Source organism: Synechococcus sp. Tobar12-5m-g, assembly GCF_024345415.1.
GTDB lineage: Bacteria > Cyanobacteriota > Cyanobacteriia > PCC-6307 > Cyanobiaceae > Regnicoccus.
The window spans coordinates 1-24,567 of sequence record NZ_JAGQBB010000010.1 but is presented as its reverse complement, the minus strand read 5'-3'; the positions used below and the strand labels follow the sequence as shown (position 1 = coordinate 24,567).

The 24,567-nt window shown below is 67.1% G+C and carries 26 protein-coding genes; 14 read left to right on the top strand and 12 right to left on the bottom strand.

All coding sequences use genetic code 11. The annotated features are described in order from the left end of the window. Nucleotides 1–51: 51 nt before the first annotated feature. The 4 genes from KBY66_RS07740 to KBY66_RS07725 are packed head-to-tail and all read right to left on the bottom strand — an operon-like array spanning nucleotide 52 to nucleotide 3,159. Entirely contained in the window at nucleotides 52–933 is an 882-nt protein-coding gene (locus tag KBY66_RS07740; RefSeq protein ID WP_255088725.1) for a zeta toxin family protein, read from the bottom strand. 3 nt (nucleotides 934–936) lie between these two features. Then, nucleotides 937–2,565, bottom strand: a complete 1,629-nt coding sequence (locus tag KBY66_RS07735; RefSeq protein WP_255088724.1) for a glycoside hydrolase family 3 N-terminal domain-containing protein — start codon at nucleotides 2,563–2,565, stop codon at nucleotides 937–939. Continuing rightward, the gene (gene rbfA, locus KBY66_RS07730; RefSeq protein WP_255088723.1) at nucleotides 2,549–2,950 is read right to left on the bottom strand and encodes a 30S ribosome-binding factor RbfA; all 402 of its coding nucleotides are present in this window, start codon (nucleotides 2,948–2,950) and stop codon (nucleotides 2,549–2,551) included. The genes KBY66_RS07735 and rbfA overlap by 17 nt, the downstream gene beginning before the upstream one ends. Nucleotides 2,951–2,952: 2 nt before the next feature. Then, the gene (locus tag KBY66_RS07725) at nucleotides 2,953–3,159 is read right to left on the bottom strand and encodes a DUF751 family protein (protein WP_255088722.1); all 207 of its coding nucleotides are present in this window, start codon (nucleotides 3,157–3,159) and stop codon (nucleotides 2,953–2,955) included. A 96-nt stretch (nucleotides 3,160–3,255) separates the two neighbouring features. On the opposite strand from KBY66_RS07725, the gene KBY66_RS07720 reads away from it, so the two are divergent. Both KBY66_RS07720 and KBY66_RS07715 read left to right on the top strand, forming a co-directional pair. Further along, nucleotides 3,256–4,026, top strand: a complete 771-nt coding sequence (locus KBY66_RS07720) for a glutathione S-transferase family protein (protein WP_255088814.1) — start codon at nucleotides 3,256–3,258, stop codon at nucleotides 4,024–4,026. A gap of 9 nt (nucleotides 4,027–4,035) precedes the next feature. After that, on the top strand, nucleotides 4,036–4,299 hold the full coding sequence (locus tag KBY66_RS07715; RefSeq protein ID WP_255088721.1) for a chlororespiratory reduction protein 7: 264 nt from the start codon (nucleotides 4,036–4,038) through the stop codon (nucleotides 4,297–4,299). Here the strand turns inward: KBY66_RS07715 and KBY66_RS07710 are convergent. Beyond that, on the bottom strand, nucleotides 4,296–4,886 hold the full coding sequence (locus KBY66_RS07710; protein WP_255088720.1) for a shikimate kinase: 591 nt from the start codon (nucleotides 4,884–4,886) through the stop codon (nucleotides 4,296–4,298). The genes KBY66_RS07715 and KBY66_RS07710 overlap by 4 nt on opposite strands. Nucleotides 4,887–4,953: 67 nt before the next feature. Between KBY66_RS07710 and KBY66_RS07705 the strand changes: the two genes are divergently transcribed. Further along, complete coding sequence (locus KBY66_RS07705; RefSeq protein WP_255088719.1) at nucleotides 4,954–5,886, top strand: 6-carboxytetrahydropterin synthase; 933 nt, start codon at nucleotides 4,954–4,956, stop codon at nucleotides 5,884–5,886. Nucleotides 5,887–5,891: 5 nt separating this feature from the next. Further along, nucleotides 5,892–6,575, top strand: a complete 684-nt coding sequence (locus KBY66_RS07700) for a RibD family protein (protein ID WP_255088813.1) — start codon at nucleotides 5,892–5,894, stop codon at nucleotides 6,573–6,575. Here KBY66_RS07700 and KBY66_RS07695 read toward each other — a convergent pair. Next, on the bottom strand, nucleotides 6,572–7,060 hold the full coding sequence (locus KBY66_RS07695; RefSeq protein WP_255088718.1) for a hypothetical protein: 489 nt from the start codon (nucleotides 7,058–7,060) through the stop codon (nucleotides 6,572–6,574). The two genes, KBY66_RS07700 and KBY66_RS07695, sit on opposite strands and share 4 nt — an antisense overlap. Here KBY66_RS07695 and KBY66_RS07690 point away from each other — a divergent pair. Next, a complete protein-coding gene (locus KBY66_RS07690) occupies nucleotides 7,059–8,237 on the top strand; it encodes a GNAT family N-acetyltransferase (protein ID WP_255088717.1) in 1,179 nt (392 codons plus the stop codon). The two genes, KBY66_RS07695 and KBY66_RS07690, sit on opposite strands and share 2 nt — an antisense overlap. Before the next feature lie 42 nt (nucleotides 8,238–8,279). Beyond that, nucleotides 8,280–8,714: a DUF4346 domain-containing protein gene (locus KBY66_RS07685; protein WP_255088716.1), complete on the top strand. Its 435-nt coding sequence runs from the start codon at nucleotides 8,280–8,282 to the stop codon at nucleotides 8,712–8,714. A gap of 18 nt (nucleotides 8,715–8,732) precedes the next feature. Here KBY66_RS07685 and KBY66_RS07680 read toward each other — a convergent pair whose 3' ends face one another. Next, entirely contained in the window at nucleotides 8,733–10,337 is a 1,605-nt protein-coding gene (locus tag KBY66_RS07680; RefSeq protein ID WP_255088715.1) for a B12-binding domain-containing radical SAM protein, read from the bottom strand. Between the two features lie 155 nt (nucleotides 10,338–10,492). Between KBY66_RS07680 and KBY66_RS07675 the strand changes: the two genes are divergently transcribed. Beyond that, nucleotides 10,493–10,600, top strand: a complete 108-nt coding sequence (locus KBY66_RS07675; RefSeq protein WP_255088714.1) for a cytochrome B6 — start codon at nucleotides 10,493–10,495, stop codon at nucleotides 10,598–10,600. Here the strand turns inward: KBY66_RS07675 and KBY66_RS07670 are convergent. Continuing rightward, nucleotides 10,587–11,816, bottom strand: a complete 1,230-nt coding sequence (locus tag KBY66_RS07670) for an MFS transporter (RefSeq protein ID WP_255088713.1) — start codon at nucleotides 11,814–11,816, stop codon at nucleotides 10,587–10,589. The two genes, KBY66_RS07675 and KBY66_RS07670, sit on opposite strands and share 14 nt — an antisense overlap. Continuing rightward, nucleotides 11,813–13,162: a 30S ribosomal protein S12 methylthiotransferase RimO gene (rimO, locus tag KBY66_RS07665; RefSeq protein ID WP_255088712.1), complete on the bottom strand. Its 1,350-nt coding sequence runs from the start codon at nucleotides 13,160–13,162 to the stop codon at nucleotides 11,813–11,815. The genes KBY66_RS07670 and rimO overlap by 4 nt, the downstream gene beginning before the upstream one ends. Before the next feature lie 41 nt (nucleotides 13,163–13,203). On the opposite strand from rimO, the gene KBY66_RS07660 reads away from it, so the two are divergent. After that, the gene (locus KBY66_RS07660; protein ID WP_255088711.1) at nucleotides 13,204–14,082 is read left to right on the top strand and encodes a BtpA/SgcQ family protein; all 879 of its coding nucleotides are present in this window, start codon (nucleotides 13,204–13,206) and stop codon (nucleotides 14,080–14,082) included. Then, nucleotides 14,079–15,005 carry a vitamin K epoxide reductase family protein gene (locus tag KBY66_RS07655; protein ID WP_255088710.1) on the top strand — a complete coding sequence of 309 codons (927 nt, stop codon included), beginning with the start codon at nucleotides 14,079–14,081 and terminating at the stop codon, nucleotides 15,003–15,005. The genes KBY66_RS07660 and KBY66_RS07655 overlap by 4 nt, the downstream gene beginning before the upstream one ends. A gap of 1 nt (nucleotide 15,006) precedes the next feature. Here KBY66_RS07655 and nadB read toward each other — a convergent pair whose 3' ends face one another. The 3 genes from nadB to KBY66_RS07640 form a co-directional block, all read right to left on the bottom strand. Continuing rightward, nucleotides 15,007–16,599 carry an L-aspartate oxidase gene (gene nadB / locus KBY66_RS07650; protein ID WP_399225066.1) on the bottom strand — a complete coding sequence of 531 codons (1,593 nt, stop codon included), beginning with the start codon at nucleotides 16,597–16,599 and terminating at the stop codon, nucleotides 15,007–15,009. Nucleotides 16,600–16,756: 157 nt separating this feature from the next. After that, nucleotides 16,757–17,134: a photosystem II complex extrinsic protein PsbU gene (gene psbU, locus KBY66_RS07645; protein ID WP_255088708.1), complete on the bottom strand. Its 378-nt coding sequence runs from the start codon at nucleotides 17,132–17,134 to the stop codon at nucleotides 16,757–16,759. A 119-nt stretch (nucleotides 17,135–17,253) separates the two neighbouring features. Beyond that, nucleotides 17,254–17,997 carry a DUF3120 domain-containing protein gene (locus KBY66_RS07640; protein WP_255088707.1) on the bottom strand — a complete coding sequence of 248 codons (744 nt, stop codon included), beginning with the start codon at nucleotides 17,995–17,997 and terminating at the stop codon, nucleotides 17,254–17,256. 97 nt (nucleotides 17,998–18,094) lie between these two features. On the opposite strand from KBY66_RS07640, the gene KBY66_RS07635 reads away from it, so the two are divergent. The 5 genes from KBY66_RS07635 to KBY66_RS07615 all read left to right on the top strand — a co-directional run bounded on the left by KBY66_RS07635 (nucleotide 18,095) and on the right by KBY66_RS07615 (nucleotide 24,429). Then, on the top strand, nucleotides 18,095–18,967 hold the full coding sequence (locus KBY66_RS07635) for an undecaprenyl-diphosphate phosphatase (protein WP_255088812.1): 873 nt from the start codon (nucleotides 18,095–18,097) through the stop codon (nucleotides 18,965–18,967). A gap of 46 nt (nucleotides 18,968–19,013) precedes the next feature. Continuing rightward, the gene (locus KBY66_RS07630; protein ID WP_255088706.1) at nucleotides 19,014–20,402 is read left to right on the top strand and encodes a TIGR03279 family radical SAM protein; all 1,389 of its coding nucleotides are present in this window, start codon (nucleotides 19,014–19,016) and stop codon (nucleotides 20,400–20,402) included. Nucleotides 20,403–20,469: 67 nt separating this feature from the next. Further along, complete coding sequence (locus KBY66_RS07625) at nucleotides 20,470–22,137, top strand: TolC family protein (protein WP_255088705.1); 1,668 nt, start codon at nucleotides 20,470–20,472, stop codon at nucleotides 22,135–22,137. 73 nt (nucleotides 22,138–22,210) lie between these two features. Further along, nucleotides 22,211–23,611: a BCD family MFS transporter gene (locus KBY66_RS07620; RefSeq protein WP_399225022.1), complete on the top strand. Its 1,401-nt coding sequence runs from the start codon at nucleotides 22,211–22,213 to the stop codon at nucleotides 23,609–23,611. Continuing rightward, a complete protein-coding gene (locus KBY66_RS07615; RefSeq protein WP_255088704.1) occupies nucleotides 23,608–24,429 on the top strand; it encodes an inositol monophosphatase family protein in 822 nt (273 codons plus the stop codon). Before KBY66_RS07620 ends, KBY66_RS07615 begins: the two co-directional genes overlap by 4 nt. Nucleotides 24,430–24,567: the final 138 nt, after the last annotated feature.

Here is a 24,567-nt window from a genome sequence, read left to right as displayed (position 1 = left end):
TGATGGGTTCAGATTTGATCTACCCGTGGCGCGTTTGATCGGTTTGGATCGTTACGACTTGTTGGGCGCCGCCCCGGGCGAAGGTTGCATCCTTGGGAGGGGATCTCCCTGGCTTCTCAGGATTCTGCCGGTGATTCCATCCACCTGGATCGAGCCGTTCGCCGATGGTGCCAACTGCCGGAAGACCATTGCTCCCTGGCCATAGAAGGCCTTCACGATCGAGCGCGGTACAAAGCGCCCTGTGGCCTGGTAGCGATCCAGAACCCTCCGTTGGCTGATCGCCTCGGGAATCACCACCTGGACAAGGAAAACCCTGTAGCCCATGCGCTTCAGCGCTGGAATCAGCGTCAGGTAGCGATCAGCCCGGGCCATGGTTCCGTCGTAGATCACATGGAGTGGGCATGGTTTTGAGATGGCCTGAAGCTGCTGGTCGACGATGTCGCGAACCTCTTCCTGGGTGGCACTGGCATTCCAGCCCTGGTATTCCGGCAAGGCTTCGCGTACCTCATCGGCATCGATCCTGTAGGTGTTCTGGAGCACCGAGCTGGGGATGTGTCGCTTCAGCCAGGTGGTTTTTCCGGCACCCGGTGGGCCTCCGGTGAGGATGGCGAAGGGCCGTCCGGTGGTGATGCAGGGCTTCCCTGACCTTGCTTTTTCGATGATGTCGTCGTGGAGTTTCTGGCGGTCTTTTGTATAGCCCTGATCCGTTGAATTGGCACTCTTGGTGGAGGGGAGGCCGACCAGGCAGCGCTCCAACCAGTCAATCGCCGCCGGTGTGATGTCAGGCCGGCCAAAACGGTTGAGCCATTGGCAGCCCTGCCCAACGGCAGGGCCTTCCCCGGCAACCGGACTGGCCCGGATCTGCGGGGCCGCCAGGCCGAAGGCAATCAGGGCGGAGAGGGCGGCGATCCGCCAGGCCGGCAGGGCTGTCATGGCTCAGTCGGTGAATCCGCCTTCGAGGCCGCCGCCCGTGAGGTCGAGGGCATCCAGGAGTATGGCCTGGGCCAGGGGCATCTGGCCGGGGGAGTAGGCCGCCGGGAGGCCTGCTGGCAGCAAGGGTTGCAACGCCTGCCACAGGTAGGGGCTGCCGTAGATGGCCAGCCCCGCCAGCCGGCCGGCCGCCAGGAGCTGGCTGATCACCGCAGGCCAAGGTTCTTCGCCGCCGGCGCTGCCGCGGAAGGGGTTGCCCCGCACGAACAGCTGCAGCAGCACCGGCCCCGGCGGCAGCCGCTCCAGGGCCAGGGGCGCGGCGGAGTTGCTGTTCCAGGGGCTGGGGCTGCGCCCATCGATCAGGCAGGCGGCGTAGCCGCTTTGGGCCGGTCGCTGCAGGGCGGGGGCCATCAGCGGCAGGCAGGGGTTGGCCAGGGTGCTGTCGAGCCGGATCAGATTCAGGCCCGGCCCCGGTGGAAGGCCGGGGTTGCCCTGGGCCTGAAGGCTCACCTCCCCCAGCTCCCGGGCCAGGGCCCTCTCGCTGCTGGATTCGAGCCCCTCCACAGCCTCTGATCCAGACCCTGCTCCTGCCAACGCCGGCGCCACCGCTTCCAGGGCCCGTTCGCGCCTTTGCAGGCTGAGCTCCAGCCTCTCCCGGCTGATCCGCCCGCTCCCCAGGGCCGCCAGCAGGGCCGCCATCGCGACGTTGGCATCGGCGGGCATCAGCAGCAGATCCGCCCCGGCTTCGAAGGCCAGCACCGCCGCTTCACCGGCGCCCCACCGTCCGGCAATCGCCTCCATCACCAGGGCATCGGTCACCACCAGCCCGCCGAAGCCCAGTTCCCGGCGCAGCAGTTGGTCGAGCACCACGGGCGAGAGGGTGGCGGGGCGGCCTGGATCCAGCTCCGGCAGCTGGAGGTGGGCGGTCATCACCGTGGCCACGCCCGCTGCGATCGCGGCGCGAAAGGGGGGCAGCTCCACCGCCTCCAGCCGGCCGCGGCCGTGGGGCAGGACGGGCAGCTCCAGGTGGGAGTCGCTGGCGGTGTCGCCGTGGCCGGGGAAGTGCTTGGCGCAGCAGAGCACCCCCTCGGCCTGGGCGGCGGTGATGAAGGCGGCCGCCAGGCGCCCCGCCGTGGCGGGATCCTCCCCCCAGGCCCGCACGTTGATCACCGGATTGGCCGGATTGTTGTTCACATCGCAGACCGGCGCCAGAACCCAGTTCAGGCCCAGCAGGCGGGCCTGGCGGCCGGTGCAGCGCCCGTAGGCGGCGGCCAGGGCGAGCGCCCTGGCCTGATCGCTGCCGTGGAGCCGGCCGATGGCCAGGGGGGGCACCAGCCAGCTGGCCCCCTCGAAGCGTTGGCCGACCCCTTCCTCCACATCGGCGCAGAGCAGCAGGTCGTGGCCCGCCCAGCGCCGCAGCTGGTCGGTGCGCCAGCGCAGTTCGGCGGCACTGCCGCCCAGCAGGATCACCCCTCCCACCCCTTCGCCCAGGAGGCGCTTCAGCTCAGCGTTGGGCAGCTCCCAGCGGGGATAACGGCGCTGGCCATCGCCCAGGTGGCCGCTGCCCCGCACCACCAACAGGCGGGCCACCTGCTGCGGCAGGCTCAGCTGGCGCCAGTCAGGCGCAGGGCGCATCACTGCCCGTTGGCACCTCACCCTTCTCGTCCCGCTGGCGTCCGAGTTGGTTGAGAAGCCCCAGCACTGAGGTGCCTTTCTCGATGCCGCGATCGAGCTGGAAGATCACCTCGGGGGTGCGCCGCAGTTTCAGCCGCCGGCCCAGTTCCCCCTTCACGAACGGCGTGGCGGAGGTCAGGCCGGCCAGGGCCTTCTGGCGGTCGTCCTCGCTGCCATAGATGCTCACAAAGATCTTGCAGTGCTGCAGGTCGCCGGCCACCTCCACCTCGGTGACGCTCACCATGCCGAGCCCCACCCGCTCGTCCTTGATGCCCTGGACGAGCAGTTCGCTGACTTCGCGCCGGATCAGCGCCGCGACCCGCTCCACCCGTCGGCCCTGTGCCATGCCTATGCCAGCGGTGCGGGATTCACCATCGCACGCAGCACCAGGGCCAGGCTGAGCAAGCCACTCAGCAGGGCCCCGATCAGCGCCACGGCCGTGACGGGATTGCTGCCCCGGCGGGCCAGCGGTTCGAGCACCGAGTTGAACACCCCCAGGCTGAAGGCCACCAGATAGCGCGGGTAGCGCGTCACGTTGAGAAAGAAATCCTTCATGGCTTGGGGTGCGCTGCGGTGCCCCTGCGCGAGGGTTCACGGAATGAGAGCTACTCTGCCGCCAAGGGGTTCGAGGCGACGCTGTTCGCGACGACGATGTTGGAGCTTTACCAGTTCAGGCATTCCGCCTTCTGCGAGAAGGTTCGGCTGAACCTCGCCGCCCGTGGCCTGGACTACACGGTGGTGGAGGTCACCCCTGGCCTCGGCCAGCTGGAGCTGTTCCGGCTCTCTGGGCAGCGGCAGGTGCCGGTGCTCCGCGATGGGGCGGAGGTGATCGCCGATTCCTCGGCCATCGCCGTCTATCTCGATGGCCAGGGGAAGGCTCCGCCGCTGATCCCCGCCGATCCGCTCGAGCGGGCCCGGGTGCTGCTGCTGGAGGACTGGGCCGACACCACCCTGGCCGCCGGGGTGCGCCTTGCCCTTTGGCAAGCCGCCAGCCAGGACGGCGTCCTGCGGGGTGCCCTGCTGCCGGAGGCGACTCCAGGCCCCCTCCGCTCCCTGCTGGGGGCGTTTCCGGGTGAGTTGCTCAGCAGCCTCGGCGAGGTGATCTCCCGCGATGGCCGCCAGCAGTTGCAGACCAGCCTCGAGCAACTGGCGATGCTGGTCGACAGCCAGCCGTTTCTGGTGGGTGATCAGCTCTCGTTGGCGGATCTGGCCGTGGCCGCCCAGCTCTACCTGCTCCGGTTCCCCGCCAGTGCCGGAGCGCCCCTGGCGGGCCTGGGTGTTCCCGGAGTGGCCGATCATCCCCTGCTCCTGCCCCTTTTCGCTTGGAGGGACCGGCTCTACGTCAGCCTCGGCCGGGTGACTGAAGCCGCCGGTGCTCCCCCGGTCGCCGAGGGGACGGGTCCAGGCGATCCGCCCGATTGAACTCTGCCCATGTCGGATCCGCTGCTGCGCCAACGCGATCATTACGTCGTCCTCGAACCCCAGGCTGGCGAACGAACCCTGACGGCGGAAGAAACCGTGGGCTGGCTGGCCGAGCTGTTGGCTGGTCTGCCGGAGCCGCCGGCCGATCTGGCCGACTTTCCCCATGATCGGGCCCGGGCCGAGCGGTTGCTTGATACGGCCTGCGAACTGGAGCTGGAGCCAGGACGAACGGCGCAGTGGTTCGCCGTGCGGTTGGAGCCGCCCCGCCGCTAGGACCGCTTCAGCACCCCAGGCAGCGCCGCGAGCACCTGGCCCGCCACCGCCGCTGGCGGGCTTCCGTCCTGCTGGATGTGCACATCCGCCTGGCCGTACAGCGTCCGCCGCTGGTTGAGCAAGGTCCGCAGCTTAGCGGCCGGGTCGGGGCCGCCCATCAACGGCCGTGGGGTGGGATCGGCCGCCAGTCGCTCCAGCAGCAGGGCCTCTGGAGCATCGAGCCAGACCACGATGCCTTGCCGCAGCTGGCCCCAGTTGTCGGGGCGCAGCACCACCCCCCCCCCGGTGGCCACCACAAGCGAATGCCAGCTGGCGATGCGCGCCAGCACGGAGGACTCCAGATCCCGGAAGCCCTGCTCGCCTGCCGCCGCGAACAGCTCCGGGATGGTCTGTCCCGCCGCTTGCTCGAGCACCAGATCGGCGTCGATGAAGCGATAGCCCAGGCCCTCAGCCAGGGGGCGACCCACGGCACTCTTGCCTGCCCCCATCATTCCCACCAGGTAAAGGTTGATGCCGCCCAGACGATCCAACAGCGGTCGATCGGATGGGCCGGGGTCAGGCAGACCGGAACCGGACGGGGACGACATCGAGGCGAAAAGGCTTTGGATCAGGGGATCGCCCTTCTTAGGATGCTGCAACACGATGGGAAACCCGATGCAGGCCCCCGGGGTGATGATCAACGGCCCAGTGGCCCATGGACAGGGCCGACCCTGCGTGATCACCCGCCGCGCCACCTTCAGCTCCAGCCACCTCTACCGCTTGCCCGAGCTCAGCGAAGCCCAGAACCAGGTGCACTTCGGCCGTTGCAGTCTCGCCCCCGGCCATGGCCACAACTACGAACTGATCGTGGCGATGGGTGGCGGTCTTGATGAGGACGGCATGGTGCTGAACCTCTCGGAGGTCAAGCACGCCATCCGCCGCGAGGTGACCGACCAGCTGGATTTCCGTTTCCTCAACGACTGCTGGCCCGAATTCGATCTCAGCGCACCCGACGGCCGGCTGCCCACCACCGAGGCCCTCTGCCAGGCGATCTGGCAGCGGCTGGCGCCCCATCTCCCCCTGATCGGCCTGCGCCTCTACGAACAACCCACCCTCTGGGCCGACGTGCTCGACAACTCCATGGAAGCCTTCCTCTCGATTCGCACCCATTTCGCCGCCGCCCACCGCCTGGCCCGCCCCGAGCTCTCCCAGGCCGAGAACGAACGGATTTACGGCAAGTGCGCCCGCCCCCATGGCCACGGCCACAACTACCTGCTCGATGTCACGGTCCGGGGCAGGATCGATCCCCGCACCGGCATGGTCTGCGATCTTGCTGAGCTGCAGCAACTCGTCCAAAACCTTGTGGTGGAGCCCTTCGACCACACCTTCCTCAACAAGGATGTGGAGCACTTCGCCCGCTGTGTCCCCACCGCCGAGAACATCGCCCTGCACATCGTTGACCTGCTCAGCGCGCCAATCGCCGCCATCGGGGCCAGCCTCCACAAGGTGCGGCTGCAGGAAAGCCCCAACAATGCGGCCGAAGTCTTCGCGGAAACGCCCCTGCTCGACATGCGCCCGGCCGCCCTGGAGGTCCTCGCCGCCGTTTGAGCCTCCTGCCCGAGCTGCGTCTGGTGCTGGCGATCAGCCTCGACGGAAAGTTGGCCCCCCCAGCCGGTGGGGCCGCCCAGCTGGGGGGCCGTGGTGACCGCCGGGTTCTGGAGGAAGCCCTGGCCTGGGCGGATGGTTGCCTGATCGGCGCCCGCACCCTGCGGCTGCACCGCTCCACCTGCCTGATCCACCGCCCTGAGTTGCTCCAGGCGCGGCAGCAGGCTCAGCGTTCTCCCCAGCCGATTGCCCTGGTGGCCAGCCGCAGCGGGGCCTTTGAGGCTGCCCTGCCCTTTTTCGAGCAGCCGCTGCAGCGCTGGTTGCTCCTGGGGGCTGAGGCGGACCCGGCCAGGCCGTCTGACCCTGGCCCGCTCACACCCGGGTTCGATCGCCGGTTCATGGTCCGGACCTGGGCGAGCAGCTTGCCCGAGCTCCGGCGCCTGGGGCTGGAGCGGCTGGTGTTGCTGGGCGGAGCCGAGCTGGCGGCATCGCTGTTGGCCGGTGCCTGGGTGGATGAACTCCAGCTCACCCTCTGCCCCGTGCTGTTGGGGGGAGGGCATGGCTGGTGCCCTGCACCGGCGCTGCCGCCCGGCACGGGCTGGGACCTGGAGGAGCACCGCGCTCTCGGCGGTGGGGAGCTGCTGCTTCGCTACCGCAGGCGACCGGGGGAGCATCAAGCGAACGGGGGCTAACCGGCCGGGAGTCCGAAGCGTTGCTTCAGCTCCCGTATCGGCACCTCCTTGAGCGTCTCGGGGGGGAGCCCCAGCAGCCTGGCAGCGCAGCGTTTCACCACCACCTCGCTGTCATCGCCGAAGCGGCCCGCCACCAGCTCGGTGATCACCCCGAAGCTGCGGCCGCTGGTTTCGGCCTCCTGGATCAGGCACCGGCTGGCCGGACCCGCCAGCTGGCGGCAGGGCTCCTGCAGGCTCCGCTCCAGGGCGCCCTGGCCCCCGGCCGCCACAGTGAGGCAGAGGCGGGTGAGGCGCTGCTCCAACTGGGGCCGCAACAATTGGAGCACCGGCCCCAGCAGGCTGGCCTGAGCTGGCGTGGCGAGCATCGCGGTGCCGAGGGCTCCCAGGAGCCAGGCTGTCGGGCTGGGTGCGCGGCGCACCGCTGTTCGGGTCATCCCGTTAGTTTTGCGCAGCCGCCACTCGGTCGGATCGGATTTGCCCCCCATGGCTGAGCTGCAGGCCCGCTGGCACCGGGCGATCGGCGAGATCCCGGAGGCCCAGTGGCAGGCGCTTACGGCGGCTGCCGGTCTGCCCTTCTACGACTGGCGCTGGCTGCACGGGCTGGAGACATCCGGCAGCGTCGTCCCCCGGCAGGGTTGGCAGCCTTGCCACCTCGGCCTGTGGCGGGACCAGACCCTGGTGGCCGTTGCGCCGCTCTACCTCAAGGGACACAGCTACGGCGAGTTCGTCTTCGACCAGTCCTTCGCCCAGCTGGCTGGTCAGCTGGGCCTGCGCTATTACCCGAAGCTGCTGGGCATGAGTCCGCTCAGCCCGGTGGAGGGCTACCGCTTCCATGTCGCCCCCGGCGAAGACGCCGCCGCCCTCACCGCGGTGATGCTGGAGCTGATCGACGCGTTCTGCCGCGAGCAACGCATCCTGAGCTGCAACTTTCTCTACGTCGATCCCAGCTGGCAGCTGCTGGCGGAGCAGGCCGGCTGTGCCACCTGGCTGAACCAGCAGAGCCTCTGGAGCAACGATGGCTTCACCTGTTTCGACGATTACCTGGCCAGCTTCAATGCCAACCAGCGCCGCAACATCCGCCGTGAGCGGCGCTCGATCGCCGCGGCGGGACTCACGGTGACGGCATTGGCGGGGGAGGACCTCTCCGAGGGGATGGTGCACCGCATGCACGGGTTCTATGCCCGGCACTGTGACCGCTGGGGGGCCTGGGGCAGCAAGTACCTCACCGAAGAGTTCTTCCGTTTCGCCGCCGCCGAGCTGCGCCCCAACATCGTCTTGTTCAGTGCCCATCGCGGTGATCCGCGTGATCCGGTCGCTCTGTCGCTCTGCGTCTACACGGCAGCGTCGCTCTGGGGGCGCTACTGGGGCAGCAGCGAGGAGATTGAAAACCTGCACTTCGAGGTGTGCTACTACGCGCCGATCGCCTGGGCGATCGAGCAGGGCATCCGCAGCTTCGATCCCGGTGCCGGCGGCAGCCACAAGCGTCGCCGCGGCTTCATCGCCCAGCCTCGGGCCAGCCTGCATCGCTGGCAAGACCGTGGCTTCGATCGGATTCTGCGCAACTGGTTGCCGCTTGCCAACGCCCAGTTGCTGGAGGAGCTGGAGGCGGTGAACGCCGAGCTTCCCTTCAGTCGCCGGGAGCTGCCCCTGGAGGCGGACTAGGGTTCATGGCCTGATCAGTATCGGATCAAGCACGCTCGACCCATGGAGCAGAACAAAGCCGAGCCATTGGCTACGCCATTGATCGAGAGCGCTGCGTTGTTCTCGGAGCAGGCAGGGGACATCCTCGATGCACGCCTCTCCGACCGTTTCATTGCTCTCGATCCCGCCGGTTATCTGCTGATCAAGGTGGATACAGCCGCTGGCCTGCTGATTGCCGAGCATTACCCCAATGCGATCAATGACCGGGGCCTGGCCACCGATCCCGACACCGGCGCCGTGCTCAGTTGCCGTGGCGGCGATCCAAGGTTGCCCGCGAAGGTGTATGAAGGCCGTACGGCCAAGGAGCTGGGAATTCGCTTGACCGAGGAGGGGGATCCCCTACCGGTCAGTCGCCTGGACCATGCCCTCTATCTCGGCAGGGAACTGCAGAAAGCCGAGGCCTGCCTGAGGGAAGGCAGGCCCTACATCCAGGATTAGGGGCCCGCTCAGGCTCGGTCAGGCCGGTTGCAACTCTTTGACCACCGCCGATGGAGGCGGAAGTTCCGGTGGCAGGGTCTTGAGCTGGCTTTCGATTTCGAGGGTCACCACGCTGCGGTATTCCATGAAGTGTTCGTTGTGGGCCAGCACAACGAGGAATTGCTCCAGCTGGGCGGGATTCTGCCGGGCAATCCCCAGCATGTAGCGCCAGAAGCGGCCGCGGGTGTCCCGCCGGATTCCCTGACGCCAGACCACGATCGCAAGAGCCCGGACATCGGTCCAGCTGGGCAGCTTGGCGGCGGCATCGGCCGGCTTGAGGAACTTCTGCCAGCGCGGAGTTCCCACCTTGAGGTAATAGTGATAAACCCTGTCCATGTAGGCATTGGGTTCATAGAGGGCACAGAAGGCATCCACGTATTCGTTGGCAATCTCGCGGATGGGCCTCGTCGGAACGAAGTTCAGCAGATTGGTCTGGTTGACCCCCTTGGCGGCCGCCTTGTCCTGCACCAGCCGCCCCTCCTTCTCCAGGCGATACCAGAGCCCCGTGTTGGGAAGGGCCTGGAGCATGCCCATCATGGCGGCGGGGATGCCGGTGCGGGTCACGAATTCAACAATGCGCTGGCCGGCGCCGGTTTTTTCCCCATCGAAGCCGATGATGAACCCGGCCATCACACGGATGCCATAGGAGGTGATCCGATCCACGGATTCCTCCAGGGAACTGCGCATGTTCTGGAGTTTCTTGGCTGTCTCCAGGCTGGCTTCGTCGGGGGTTTCGATGCCGAGAAACACACTGTCGAAACGGCTCTCGGCCATCATCTGCATCATCTCCTCATCGGAGGCCAGATCCACGGAGGCTTCGGTGGCGAAGCTGAAGGGATAGCCATGCTCGATCTGCCATTCCTTGATGGCAGGCAGCAACAACTTGGCGTTGCGCTTGTTGCCGATGAAGTTATCGTCAACCAAAAAGATCGAACGCCGCCAGCCGAGATCGTAGAGGGATTGCAACTCGGCAATCAGTTGGTCTGGTGATTTCGTGCGGGGCTTGCGCCCATACAGCACGATGATGTCGCAGAATTCGCACTGAAACGGACAGCCCCTGGAGAATTGCACCGACATCGAGTCGTAGGCATCGAGCTCGAGCAGGTCGAAGCGGGGGATTGGGGTGCCGGTGACATCCGGCTTCTCGCCATTGGAGGAGAAACGGCCCTGGCTGTCTCCCCGCTCGATCGCCTCAACGAACATGGGGAGTGTGATTTCCCCTTCATCGAGAATCTTGAAGTCGGCGAGATCCAGCTCGGGCGCATCCGGCGTTGAACTGGCGAACGGACCGCCCACGGCCACGGGCAGCCCCCGCTGCTTGGCCTTGGCCATCTGGGCGGCCATGTCGGCCTTCTGCACGATCATCCCCGAAATGATCACCAGTTCAGCCCAGTTCCATTCCTCTTCAGTGACCTCCCGCACGTTGCGGTCGGCCAGCTTGAACTCCCAGTGCTGGGGAAGCAGGGCGGCCACGGTGACCATGCCCAGTGGGGGCAGCAGCACCTTGCGATTGACCAGCTCGAGAATCTTCTCGTAGCTCCAGAAGGTCTTGGGGAATTCCGGGTAGATGAGCAGGGCGCGCATGCCGTTCCGGGGTGTCGATGGATTCCACGCAGACCTTTTGTTCCGCAGTGCAGACCTTTCGTTCCGCAAAGCCGCTCTGGTCCCGTGTTGATTGGTGGCCACCCTAGGCGCTGCTCCAACGATCGGGCCTTGTTCTGCTCTAATGGCAGCGCTGTGTGCCTTCGGCAACCATGGGCGTGGTGCTTTATCTGGGACTGGTCGGGGCAGGGCTTGCCACCGCCTTCCTGCTCTCCACCGTGCTCCGGGGGATCAAGCTGATCTGACTCCGGGGGCTCGCAGCAAGGTGCGGGGACGGTGAATCAGTTCCCAGACGGCAAGGGCCATCCCGACACCGCCCATCACGGCAAAGGTGGCCTGCAATCCGAGCCGAAGGCTGAGGCCCGCCGCCAGCAATCCGCTCAGGCCGCCGCCGCCCAGGAAGGCGATCTGTCCCAACCCGGCCATGCGGCCCCGTAGCACAGGCGCGGAGGCCACCTGGGTGATCACGTTGCTGCCGGCCAGCAGACCGGCGGTGCCGGCGCCGATGCAGAAGGTCATCGCCAGTTTGAAGTTCCCACCAGCCGGCAGGGCCATGCCGAGTTGGGCCAGGCTGGTCAGCAGCGTGCAGCCCCCCAGCAGCAGGGAGGGTCTCTGGCTGAGCCAGAGACTGTGGCGTTGCAGCAGCAGGCCACCGCTGATGCTCCCGGCGGCCAGCACGCTGGTGAACAGGCCCAGGGCCTGGGGGCTGGGCCCGAGTACCTGCCTGGCGATCAGGGGAGCAAGCCCCGGGTGGAAGAACACGGCCAGGCAGGCCAGGGCCGTGAACACCAGCACATGGCGCAGGGGGGCGCCGCATTCCCGCCAGGCCGTGGCCAGGGAAGCGGCCTGGCCCCGCTGGCTTCGCTGCTCGGTTTCCCTGTGGGGATTGAGCAGCCAGAGCACGGTGGCGATCGGCAGCAGGTAGCTGGCCGCGTCGATGGTGAGGGCCGCCGTGGGGCCGCTCAGGGCGAGCAGCAGGCCTCCGATCGGTGGCCCCACCAGCTTCCCCACGTTGAACACCACCGAAAAGCTGGTGAGGTAAGGGGCCAGCTGCTGGGGTTCATCCACCAGCAGGGCGCAGTATTTGTTGCGGGCGGTGAGTTCGAAGGCGCTGGAGATCCCCACGACGAGGGTGCTCAGCAACAGCAACACCACCTGGGCGGAGCCGGCCAGCAGTGGGATGGCAATTGCCCCGAGCGAGGCCCCCGCCAACAGCCCCCACTGGGAGCGGATCAGCACCCGCTCGCAGCCGATCCGGTCGGTGAGCACGCCGGCAGAGCCACTCACCAGCAGGCTGGGCATCGCCAGGGCGCCGAAGTGCAGGGCCAGCAGCAAGGGGTTGGCGGTGTCGTGCATCAGGATCCAGCCCTTGGCCGTGATCCCCGCGAACGAACCGGCGGTGCTGAGCCCGGAGGCGATCAGAAAGGTGGTGCGCTGGTTCCGTTGGATCCAGCCCCTCAAGCACCAACCCTCACCACAGAACCTTCCAGGTCGTAGGTGTCGGCTGCGGTGATCCGCACCGGCACCATGGTGCCCGGGGCGGCACAGAGGCCCCCTTCCCCCGGGCTGACGCGCACCTCACCATCCACATCGGGGGCGAAGCGGGCGCAGCGGCCCAGCATGGCGCCCGTGGAGGGGTTCTCCTGCTCAATCAGCACCTCGACGGTGCGGCCCAGCCAGGCGGCGTTGCGATCGGTGGCGATCGGTTGCTGCAGGGCCATCAGCCGGTCCCGGCGTTCTGCGGCGATCTCGGGCGCCACCGGATCCGGCAGATCGGCCGCCGCGGTTCCCTCCTCCGAGGAAAACGTGAACACGCCGACATGGTCGAAGAGCTGCCCCTCGACGAAGTTCAGCAGGTGTTGGAAATGCTCCTCGGTTTCACCCGGGAAGCCGACGATGAAGGTGGTGCGCAGCACCGCATCGGGCAGCTGGGAGCGGATGCGCTCGAGCAGGGCACTGTTCACGTTGGTTTGCCAGGGGCGGTTCATGGCCCGCAGCACCTCGGGGTGGCTGTGCTGCAGCGGCAGATCCAGGTAGGGCAGCACGTTGGGCACCTCCCGGTAGGCGGCGAGCACCTCGGGGGTGAGGCCGGTGGGGTAGGCGTAGTGCACCCGGATCCAGGGAATCTCCACCTCACCGAGGGCCCTCAGCAGCTCGGCCAGGCGGGGTTTTCCGTAGAGGTCGAGGCCGTAGTTGGTGGTGATCTGACTGATCAGGATCAGCTCCTTGACCCCCTGGGCCGCCAGTTGCTGGGCCTCGGCCACGATCGATTCGATCGGCCGCGAACGCTGGTCGCCCCGCAGCTTCGGAATGATGCAGAAGGCGCAGCGGTAGTCGCAGCCTTCGGCCACCTTCAGGTAGGCCACCGCTTCGGAGGTGGTGCGGTAGCGGGGCAGGTGCTCGTCGGCCACGAAGGTGGGAACGGCGCTCACCCGGTTCACCCGCTCGCCCGCCTCCACCCGCCTGAGCACCTCCACGATGTGCTGGTAATCGCCGGTGCCCACGATCGCCCGGGCTTCCGGCAGCGATTCGAGCAGCTCCTCCTGGAAGTGCTGGGCCAGGCAGCCGGCGATGATGATCTCCTTGCCCTGCTCGGCCAGTTCGACCAGGGTGCGCACCGATTCGGTGCGAGCCTCCTCGATGAAGCTGCAGGTGTTCACCACCACCACGGCCGCGTCGCTCTCGTCAGCGCTGATGCCGTAGCCCGCCTCGGCCAGCAGGCCCAGCATGTGCTCGGTGTCCACCCGGTTCTTCTCACAGCCCAGGTGGGCGAAGGCCACAGTGGGCCGGCTGACGGTTTGGCTCATCGGATGGTCAGGCCAAAGCCACGATACGAACACCCTATGAGATGCGGCATCCCGATCCCCCCGCTTCTGGTTTCTCGCCCCAGGAGCGCCTGGCGCCCGGCCGCTGGCAGGGTCTGTTCCCGCAACCCTGCCCCCTGATCGGCGTGGTGCACCTCCATCCGCTGCCGGGCTCGCCTGGTTGGCAGGGCGATTTCGAGGCGGTGCTGGCCGCCGCCTGCGCCGATGCCCGCGCCTATCGCGATGGCGGAGCCGATGGCCTGATCGTGGAGAATTTCGGTGATGTGCCCTTCTGGCGCGGAGCCGTGCCGCCGGAGACCGTGGCGGCCATGACCCGACTGGCGACATGCGTGGCGGCTGAAACCGCCTTGCCGCTGGGGATCAATGTGCTCCGCAATGACGCCCTGGCGGCCCTGGCGATTGCCCAGGTCAGCGGGGCTCGCTTTCTGAGGGTCAACGTGCTCAGCGGTGCCACCGTGACCGATCAGGGGGTGATCGAGGGTCAGGCGGCCGAGTTGTTGCGACGCCGTCGACTGCTAGGGGCCGAGGCAATTCTGATCCTGGCCGATGTGCTGGTCAAGCACGGTGCGCCGTTGGCCCCGCTCGGCATGGCCGAGGCCGTGGCCGATACCCTGCAGCGCGGCGGGGCCGACGGGGTGATCGTCTCGGGTGCGGGCACCGGCCAGCCCACCGCCCGGCCCAACCTGGAGACGGCGATGGCGGCCTCGCTGGGCGCGCCGGTGCTGATCGGCAGCGGGGCCACCCTGGCGCTGATGCGCCAGCTGGCCCCCTTCTGCAACGGTGTGATCGCCGGCACCGCCCTCAAGCAGGACGGGTTGATCAGCCGCCCGGTGGATCCGGGGCGGGTGGCGGCCCTCAAGCAGCTGCTGCCACAATCGCCCCACTGGCACCCGTCGCCGTGACCACCACCCGCCTGACCAGCCGCCTGAGCAGTCGTCGCCGCGGCGAACCCAACCATCGCTGGATCCGGGTGGTGATGGCGGTGCTGGCCACCATCGGCGTGATCGACACCGGAACCATCACCCTGAAGCGCTGGGGGGTGATCGGGCAGCTCAGCTGTCCGGGGGGAGCCGATGGTTGCGACAAGGTGCTCAACAGCGTCTGGGGAAGCCTGTTCGGCCAGCCCCTCTCCCTGTTCGGCTTCCTTGCCTACGCCACGGTTCTGGTGCTGGCTGTGTTGCCGCTGGTGTTGAAGGGCGAGCTCCGCTCCAGCCTCTCGGAGCGGAGCTGGTGGGGGCTGTTCCTGGTAACCGGTGGCATGGTCGTGTTCAGCCTGCTGCTGATGGGTCTGCTGATCGTCAAGATCAAGGCGTTCTGTTTCTTCTGTGTGCTCTCGGCCGTGTTGAGCCTGTCGCTCTTCGCCTTGAGCCTGGCGGGCGGCGATTGGGAAGACCGAGGCCAGCTCGTGTTTCGCGGGGTGATCGTGGCGCTGGTGGTGGGGCTGGTCGGGCTGGGCTGGGCGGCCTCCGTCGATCGCCCGGCTGCACTCACCACCAAGGGAACGCCTCCGGCCGTCGTCAGCGCCAGCACACCGGCCACCCTCGCCCTGGCCGAGCATCTCAAGGCACGGGGGGCGGTCATGTACTCCGCCTACTGGTGTCCCCATTGCCATGAACAGAAGGAACTGTTTGGCAAGGAGGCGACCGCGAAGCTCACCGTCATCGAATGCGCTCCCGATGGGGTGAACAGCCAGAGGGCGCTCTGCGAACAGAAGAAGATCGAAGGCTTTCCCACCTGGGAGATCAACGGGCGTCTCGATTCCGGCGTCAAGCCGCTGGCAAAACTGGCCGAATGGAGTGGGTTCAAGGGTCCTGCCCTCCCCTGAGTCAGCCCCCCAGGGCTGTCGTGCTGATCGCCTTGCCCCTTGTCTGAACGGTGTGGCGCCGCCAGAAGGGTTGAGGGGAGGGGGCATCGGTGCGGAAATGGCCGCCGCGGCTTTCCTCCCGGAACAGGGCTGCTTCGATCAACAGCTCGGCCAGGGTGAGCATCTGGCGCAGATCCTGGAGGGGCCGCAGGCGGCTCTGTTGCTGGGCCGTGAGCTGCAGTTGGTGTCCAGGCTGGAGCCTCTCGAGCTGCTGAAGCAACGGCTGCTGATCCAGCTCGCGGCGTTCGGCCCGGGTGGCGACCAGGGCGCGCCACAACGGGCTCCCACTCCGCTCCACGCCGGCGACACGCCAGCAGCGCCTACGCAGGGCTTCGATCCTGGCCGCGAGGGTGGGCCCATCGAGATCGGCGCCGGACTCGCGATCCGCCTGGATCCAGGGTTCAACCCCGGCTCCTGACAGGGGTTGCCGCTCGGTGATCTCCAGGCGCAGGCTGCCCAGCTGGCGGGCGAACACCAGGCATTCCATCAGCGAATTGCTGGCCAGGCGGTTGGCGCCGTGCACCCCCGTGCAGGCCACTTCACCGACGGCGTAGAGGCCCGGCAGGCTGGTGGCCGCCGTGAGGTTGGTGCTGACCCCTCCCATCCAGTAGTGGGCGGCTGGGGCGATCGGGATCGGAGCGGTGGTGGGTTCCAGGCCCAGCTCGCGGCAGCGCCCGAGGATGGTGGGGAACTGCTTCTCCAGCAGCGCGCTGCCAACGGGCCGCAGGTCGAGCCAGAGCCGATCCACCCCCTGCTCCTGCATGGTCCGCACCAGGGCGCGGCTCACCTGATCCCGGGGGGCCAGGTCCCGACCGGGCAGTTGGGCCACCGGGCTGCGGCCCGCCTCGTCGATCAGGCGGGCCCCTTCCCCCCGCACCGCCTCGGAGATCAGGAAATGGGGAGCCCCCGGCAGCATCAGCGCCGTGGGATGGAATTGAACGAATTCGAGATCGCGCACCTGGGCGCCGGCCTCCCAGGCCATCGCCACCCCGTCGCCGGTGGCCTGGGAGGGGTTGGTGGTTTTCTCGAACAGATGACCCCCGCCGCCACTGGCCAGCACCACCGCCCTGGCCTGGATCCAGCGCACCCGATCCCCCTCCAGCACCTGAACGCCACAGCAGCGACCCTGCTCGACCCAGAGCTTCAGGGCAACCAATCCCTTGCGCTGCGTCAGCTGGGGTCTCCGGCTCGCCTCCCGCTCCAGGGCCTCCACCAGGGCCCCGCCGGTTCGGTCCTGGGCATGGAGAACCCGGCGATGGCTGTGGGCCGCTTCCAGGGTGGCGCTCAGTCCCCCGTCCACCCGATCGAAGGCCATGCCGAGCTCGAGCAAACGCTTGACGCAGCCAGGAGCCTGGTGCACCAGCAACTCCACGGCGTCGGCGTCGCAGAGGCCGACGCCGGCTTTGAGGGTGTCGTCCCGATGGCTCTCGAAACTGTCCTCGGGCCCGGTCACCGAGGCAATGCCCCCCTGGGCCCAGCGGCTGGCTGAGCGGGGTGCCTTCTCCTTGCTGATCAGCAGGACCCGAAAGGCCCCGGGGAGCTCCAGGCAGGCCATCAATCCGGCGGCACCACCGCCGATCACCACCACATCCCAGCGCGCCCTGAGCGGCGGTTGTGCTGGCCCATCCGCAGCCTTGGAGTCAGTCAAGGAGCCAACAAAAAAGCCGCCGGAAGGGAGCCGACGGCTTCAGAGATGAACGGGAGCTGGGATCTCAGCGGTAGACCCCGTTGTTGATGCGATCAAACCCTTCGTTGAGAGCAATGGAGGAGGGGGTGATGGTGAAGTTGTCCCGATACTTCGCGAAGAGTTCCTTCTGCCGCTCGGTGAGATCAAGACTCAACACATCATCGATGGTTTCATAGGGCCCGCCCAAAACGATCTTGCCGGCAAGGGTGGGGTACATCCCGGGAAACTGCTGGAAGCTTCTGACCGGGGAGTTGTTCAGGTCCACCTTGCCCTCGGACGCGGCGATCTTGTCGTCGGCCACGTTCCGGCGCTCCTCCGCCTGGGCGGCCGCGGGAAGCAACAGGGACAGAAGCAGGCCGGCAACAAGAACACCGCTCATCAGCCAGGCAACCAGCCGTTTCATCGCAAAATCTCCTCGTTTGGATCGCCAGTCGTGGCCTCGCCAAGGCTACAGGCGCACTCCAGGCAATCCCAGCTCACCTGCTTGAGCATTCGCAGTTCTTCAATTCTCCCGAAGGGTCCTCAGATCAAGCCACTCAGCCGGGGGCTGAGCAGGGCTGCGGCCAGAAACAGCCCATCCACCACCAGGGTGGTGAGCAGAACGGCTGCGGCGATCCGTGAAGCGCTCCCGCCTGGCCACAGCCGGCGTGCCACCAGGATCAAGCCGCTGCCGGCGGCGGCGACCGTCAGCAAGGCGGAGGGATGGAGCAGCTGGCGGCCGGCCAGGGTCAGCAGCCCGGGGGCTTCGGCGAGTGGGGCTTGCAGAACCAGGGGCCAGTAGGCGATGACCCCGGTCAGGGCCATCGCCGTGTCGGTGCAGGCCGTACCGGCCAGGGAGGCCAGGTAGAAGCTGCAGGCGATCCGCCAGCGTCCGTTGATGCCGGCCAGCGCCAGGGGGAGGGCAAAGGCTTCGATCGGCAGGTGCAGGACGGGATGGAGACGGAACCATCCCCAGAACAGGCATCCCCCAAGCCAGCTGCCGGTGAAGCCGAGCAGCAGCTGGCCAACCTCCCGCCAGCGACCGTGGCCGAGCCGATCGAGCAGAAGCGCTGCCGTCAGCAGCCCAGCGGAGAAGACAGCCGCACTGAAGGGCTGGAGCCGCACCCAGGGGGCTTGCAGGAACACGGGCAGGACCACCAGCATGGCCGCCACGGCCGCTCGATTCCAGGCCCCCGCCAAGGGTTGGGCCGGAGCGACGGGAATCCTCAGCAACAGGCTGAATGGGGCGGCAGGCAGGAGAGTGGCTGGAGCCCCGAACACCGGCATGTGTGAAGAAAGGTAATCAACCTTAAGGGAAGGCTGTCGTGGTCTGGATGGGCGTCCGGCCATAGGGTCGGTCTCTCAACCGTTTGTCCTGGTGCCGATGTCCACCGCCGTATCGGCCCCTGGCATTGGCCTCTTCGAGGCCTGCTGGCATGCCCTTGTGCTGGGGGTCGTGCAGGGGCTGACCGAGTTTCTGCCGATCAGCAGCACGGCCCATCTCAAGGTCGTGCCCGTGCTGCTGGGTTGGGGGGATCCGGGGGTCGCCGTGACCGCGGTGATCCAGCTGGGCAGCATCGCGGCCGTGATTCTCTATTTCCGCCAGGACCTGGCCGCTGTGCTGCGTGGCATCAGCCGCGCTTTTCGTCTCGGCCAGTGGAAGGATCCCTCGGCGCGGCTCGGCCTGGCGATGGCGATCGGCACGGTGCCGATCGTGCTGGCTGGGCTGGCGATCAAGCTGTTCTGGCCGGGCTACGAAACCTCTCCCCTGCGTGGGATCGCTTCGATCGGCATCGTTTCGATCGTGATGGCGTTGCTCCTGGCCCTGGCCGAAACGCTGGGCCAGCGGAGCCGCGACCTGGCCCGGGTTCGCCCCATCGACGGAGTCTGGGTCGGGTTGGCCCAGACCCTGGCGCTGATCCCCGGAGTGTCGCGCTCCGGCAGCACCCTGACGGCCTCGCTGTTGGATGGCTGGGAGCGATCGGCGGCGGCCCGGTTCTCGTTCCTGCTGGGCATCCCCGCGATCACGCTGGCCGGCCTGGTGGAGCTCAAATCGGCCTTCGCGACCGATGCGGCGCTCGGCCCGGTTCCCATGCTGGTGGGGATCATTTCGGCGGCGGTGGTGTCCTGGCTGGCGATCGCCTGGTTGCTGCGTTTCCTGCAGAACCACAGCACCTGGCTGTTCGTCGCCTACCGGCTTGGCTTCGGGGCGTTTCTGCTGGCCTGGGCGGCCAGGTCGGGCAGCCCAGCCGGCTGATCGGGTCCCCGTCGTCCACACTGGAGGGCCCTGCAGCGCAGATTCCGTGTGGAATGAGCCTTCCGCCGGAGTTGCGCTGCAAGCCGGTCCCGCTGATCGCCCGCCGCAGCCGGCGGTGGTGGCCACCGTGGCGCCCGGATCGATCGGCGAGGAGCTCGGCTTTCAACCCGGCGACCGGTTGTTCAGCGTCAATGGGGTGAGGCCCAGGGACCTGATCGATCTGCAGGTCCTGGTCGCGGAGGAAGACCTCCTGCTTGAGGTGGAGGATCCCGAGGGTTCGCTTCACCGTCTGCAGATCGAGAAGGACGCCGATGAGGGCCTGGGACTGGGATTCACCGAGGCGCTGTTCGATGGCCTGCGGCAATGCAACAACCATTGCGCCTTCTGCTTCATCGACCAGCAACCCCCCGGCAGGCGTCGCAGCCTGTATGTCAAGGATGACGATTACCGGCTCAGCTTTCTTTACGGCTCCTATCTCACCCTCACCAACCTCACCCCGGCCGACTGGGAGCGGATCGAGGCCCAGCGCCTCTCCCCCCTGTTTGTCTCGGTCCATGCCACCGATCCTGACCTGCGGCGGCGCCTGCTGGTCAATCCCCGGGCGGGGTTGCTCCTGGACCAGCTGGCCTGGTTTGCCCAGCGTCGGCTGCAGATCCATGCCCAGGTGGTGGTTTGTCCCGGCCTGAACGATGGTGCGGCCCTGGAGCGCAGCCTGAACGACCTGGCCAGCTTTGCCGCCGAACCCTGGCCGGCGGTGCTCTCCGTGGCGGTGGTGCCGGTGGGGCTGACCCGTTTCCGGCCAAGCCAGGACGGCTTGGTGCCTGTCGATCGTGCCTGCGCCCGGGCCGTCATCGCCCAGGTGGAGTCGATGCAGGCCAGCTTCCTGGCCAGCCTGGGCAGCCGCTTCGCCTGGCTCTCCGATGAGTGGTACCTGATGGCGGGCCTCCCTTTGCCCACCCGCGCCGCCTACGAGGATCTTCCCCAGCAGGAGAATGGCGTCGGCAGCATCCGGGCCTTCCTCGAATCCCTGGCGCGGGCCACCGAGACCTTGCCGGAGCGGCTGGCGGCTCCCCGCCGGATCAGCTGGGTGGTGGGGCGGCTGGTGGCCGAGGCCCTCTGCCCCGTGGTGGAGAGGCTCAACCGCGTCGGTGGCCTGGAGCTGATCCTCCATGGCCTGCCCAGTCCCTATTGGGGCCAGGACCAGGTGGTCACGGGGCTGCTGACCGGCTCGGACCTCTTGACGGGGTTGGCCGGGATGGATCTGGGTGATCAGCTTCTCCTCCCTTCGGTGGTGTTGCGCCAGGGGGCGCCGGTCTTCCTCGACGATCTGAGCCTCGACCAGTTCCGTGGCCAGTGCCCGGTGCCGGTTCGGCTGGTGGATGGAGCGGATGATTTCGTGGCCGCCTGCATCGGCGCAACAGCCTCGTTTCCTTAAGCTCTGGCTGAACCACGATCTGATTGGCGTGCGGCCTTCGATCCTTGCAATCACGGCACTCGCAGGGATGGCCTTGGCCCCCGTCTCGGCGCTGCCGGGTTGGGGACAGCCGGCGGCCTCGCCAGCGCAACCCCCGGTGGCCTCGGACGAGCTGCCCCTGGCCCCGGCGGTGATCGGCAACCGCCCCAAGTCGGATCCCACCGTGCTGGCCCCGGCGGCGACCCAGCTCGACCCCAGCCTCCAGCGCCTGGGAGCTCCGCCATCGCTGGCTTTGCCCACCAAGCCCAACCAGGTGCGGATTCAGGAACTCAGGCCCCTGGGGCTGCGGGATGTGGAAACCATCGCGGAGGTGAACAACCCCAATCTCAAGGCGGTGGCTTCCCAGGTGGATCAGGCCAAATCCAACCTGCGGGCGCAGATCTCGGCCTGGTATCCCACCATCAACCTCAACACGTCGACCGACAGCTTTCCAGGCCTGACCAATAGTTTCAGCAGTGACACAAACTTTCCTGCCTGCCCTAGGAACGGTCCCTGCACCACCCCCAACAAAACCACCACAAAAAATTCCGTGAGCTATGGCGCCCGGATGAGCATCGGCATCAACTGGGATCTGATCAACCCCCAGCGGGTGCCCCAGATCGCCGCGGCCCGGGATCAATACGAACAGGCCCAGAACCAGTACCTGATCGCCCTGAGGGATCTGCGGCTCCAGGTCGCCCAGGCCTACTTCGATCTGCAGCTCGCCGATGAGAACGTGCGGATCGGCCAGGAATCGGTGCGCGCCTCCCTGGTGAGCCTCCGGGATGCCAGGGCCCGCTTCCAGGCGGGCGTGTCCACCAAGCTGGAGGTGCTGCAGGCCGAAACCCAGCTGGCCCGCGACCAGCAACTGCTGACGACGGCGCTGTCGGATCAGTCCGTGGCCCGCCGCACCCTGGCCGCCTTTCTCGATCTGCCCCAGAACGTGACGCCCACGGCCAAGGAGCCGGCCCGGGTGCTGGCGTCCTGGTTGCCTTCTCTGCAGGAGAGCATCGTGGCGGCCTATGCCTTCCGCGAAGAACTCGATCAGATCATTCTCGACATCTCGATCGCCAACAGCAACGCCAATGCCTCGCTCGGTGCGGTGCAGCCCTTCCTCAGCATCGTCAACAACTTCAGTTGGAACCGTTTCAACGGTCAGAACACGGTCAGTTCTGCGAATACAAACACGACCGACACCCTGACCTACGGCGTCGACAATGCGATCGGTCTCAACCTGAGCTGGTCGCTGTTTGACGGCGGCCGCGCTGCCGCCCAGTACCGCCAGCAGAAGCAGGTCGCCGAGCAAAACCGCTTTCTGTTCGCCAGCCGCCGCGATGGGATCCGCCAGGAGGTGGAAACCAGCTTCTACGAATTGCTCAAGAACAACCGCGATATCGCCACCACCACCCGGGAGGTGACGTCTGCGCGGGAGTCGCTCCGGTTGGCGCGCCTTCGCTTCCAGGCCGGTGTCACCACCCAGCGGGAAGTTGTCGACACGCAGCGGGATCTCACCCAGGCCGAAGTCCGCTACGCAAGCGCCGTGACCGGGTATAACAAGCGCCTGGCGGAGCTGCGCCGTCGCACGGGCCTCGATCAGGTGGCCCTCTGCAAACCCCCGGTTCTGCCGGCAACCAAGCCGGCCGCGGATCCAGCCACCCAGATTCCGATCGAACCCCTGCCTCTGCAGCCGGCCTGTCAGCTGGATTCCAGCCTTTGAGCTTCGACGCGGTGGCGATCATCGCTTCATTCACGTCCTTGATAAGGTCACAGCGGTTTTTTCTTCCGCCCGGATGAACCCGGTTGCTTCACCAAGCCCCCGGCTCTCCATACCAGGCACCTTGCGGCTCGGTCTCTTTCAGGCCTGCCTGGGGTTTCTGGCGGTGGTGTTTGCCGGGCTGCTGAACCGGGTCATGGTGAGTGAGCTGGGCTTCCCCGCGCTTCTGGTCGGGGGCGCCCTGGCGTTTGAGCAGTTCGTTGCTCCCTCCCGGGTGCTGTTTGGGCAGATTTCCGACCGTTATGCCTGGGCTGGACGACACCGCACGCCCTACATCCTGTTGGGCGCCGCCTGCTTCTGTGGCCTGGCGGTGCTCGTTGTTCCGGTGATTTTCAGCCTCGCCAGGGCGTTCCAGCAGCAGGATTCGCAGGCCACCGTGCTGGGGGCGGCCCTGCTCTGTGGGTTGTTTGCTTGCTACGGGCTGGCCGTTTCGATGGCCAGCACGCCCTATCTGGCCCTGGTCATCGACCGCACCGAAGAGAAGGACCGCTCCAGAGCGGTCGGGATCATCTGGTGCATGCTCACCGTCGGCATCGTCGCCGGGGCTGTGGCGATCTCCCTCAGTCTTAGGAATCTGGATGGGGTCAAGGATCCAGCCGTGCTTGAGGCAGCCCTGGTGCCGTTCATGCTGCGCTCGGCCGCCGTGGTGTTCGCTCTCACGTTGCTGGCCACCTGGGGAATGGAACCAGCCAGGGCCCAGGCGGACCTGAGCCGCAGCGCCGAGAGGGACGACGCGATCACCTTGAAACGGGCCTGGCAGCTTGTCACCTCCAGCCGTCAGGTGGCGATCTTCTTCCTCTTCCTGATCCTGTTCACCCTGGCGCTGTTCCTTCAGGATCCCGTGCTGGAGAGTTACGGCGCCGAAGTCTTTGGCATGCCGATCGCCGCGACCGCCGGACTCAATGCCCTCTGGGGATCCGGAACCCTGGTCGGCCTGGTGCTGGCCGGCTGGTGGATCGTTCCCCGTCTCGGCCCTCTGGCCACGGCGAGGCTTGGCTGTCAGCTGATCGCCGGCTCGATGCTGCTGCTGCTCCTGGCAGGACTCACCGCTCAGGTGGCTGCACTCAAGACGGTGATGCTGGTGTTCGGCCTGGCTTCGGGGATCGGCACCAACAGCACCCTTTGCTTGATGCTCGATCTCACCCTGCCCGCGGCGGCGGGCACCTTCGTTGGGGTGTGGGGCCTGGCCCAGGCTTTGTCCCGCGCCCTGGGCAAGCTGCTGGGCGGAGGCCTGCTCGACCTGGGGCGCGCCATCAGTGCGGAATCGTCGCGATTTCTACCCTTTGCTTTGGTGCTCTCGATCGAAACCCTGATGGCGTTTGCGGCGCTGTTGCTGCTTTCCCGGCTGAATCTGCGTCAGTTCCGCGATGACACCAGCCGCAGCCTCGGACAGGTTCTGGCGATCGAGCTCGGATGAACCCTCCCCACCCATCCACTCCCCCTCTGGAAGCCTGGCCCATCCAGGCCCTTCTTGATGACGTCGCCAGCCGCCAGCGTCTCGATTTCGGCCACATGGCCGCGGAGGCCAAGGCCGATGGCAGCTTGATCACGGCCTGTGATCGCTGGAGCGATCACACACTGGTGCACGGGCTGGATCAGCTCTATCCAGGGGAGGGGGTTCTCAGTGAGGAGGGCGACAAGATCATCCCCGGCTCCCCGGCCTTCTGGGTGGTGGATCCCCTCGATGGGACCACCAATTTCGCGGCGGGAATTCCCTACTGGGCGATATCCCTGGCCCGCTTCGAAGCGGGAGTCCCCGTTCTGGCGATTCTGGATGTGCCCCCCCTGCGGCAGCGCATCGTGGCTGTGCGCGGCCAGGGGGCCTGGAGGAACGGCAAGCGTCTGGAGCCGCCGTCCTCCCATGGGCAGCTCATCGGTTGCGCCTCGCTCTGCAGCCGCTCGATCGGGGTGCTGCAGAAGCTGCCCGATCGCCGGTTCCCCGGCAAGATCCGCTTGCTCGGGGTCGCCAGCCTCAATCTGGTCAGCGTGGCGATGGGACAGACCGTGGCTGCCCTGGAGGCCACACCGAAGATCTGGGATCTGGCTGCGGCCTGGCTGGTGCTCACGGAGCTGGGCTGTCCGCTCCGATGGCTGGTGAACAGCCCGGAGCATCTGGAGGCGGGTGAGAACCATGCCGACACAGATTTCCCGGTTTTGGCGGCCCGAGATCGAGCCACCCTGGAGATTTTCCTGCCCTGGGCGGAGGCGTTGGTAGGAGAGGGAGGAGATGTGTGATAGGTTGATGAACTGCGCGGGAGCCGAGAGGCGAGCGTTGCAGGGGGCTTGGAGCAGAGGGGGCGGAAGCCGTTGATGCTGTAAGTTTCAGAAGCGGTTGAGAGACCGCGGAGCCGAGGAAGCCCGAGAGGGCGGGTA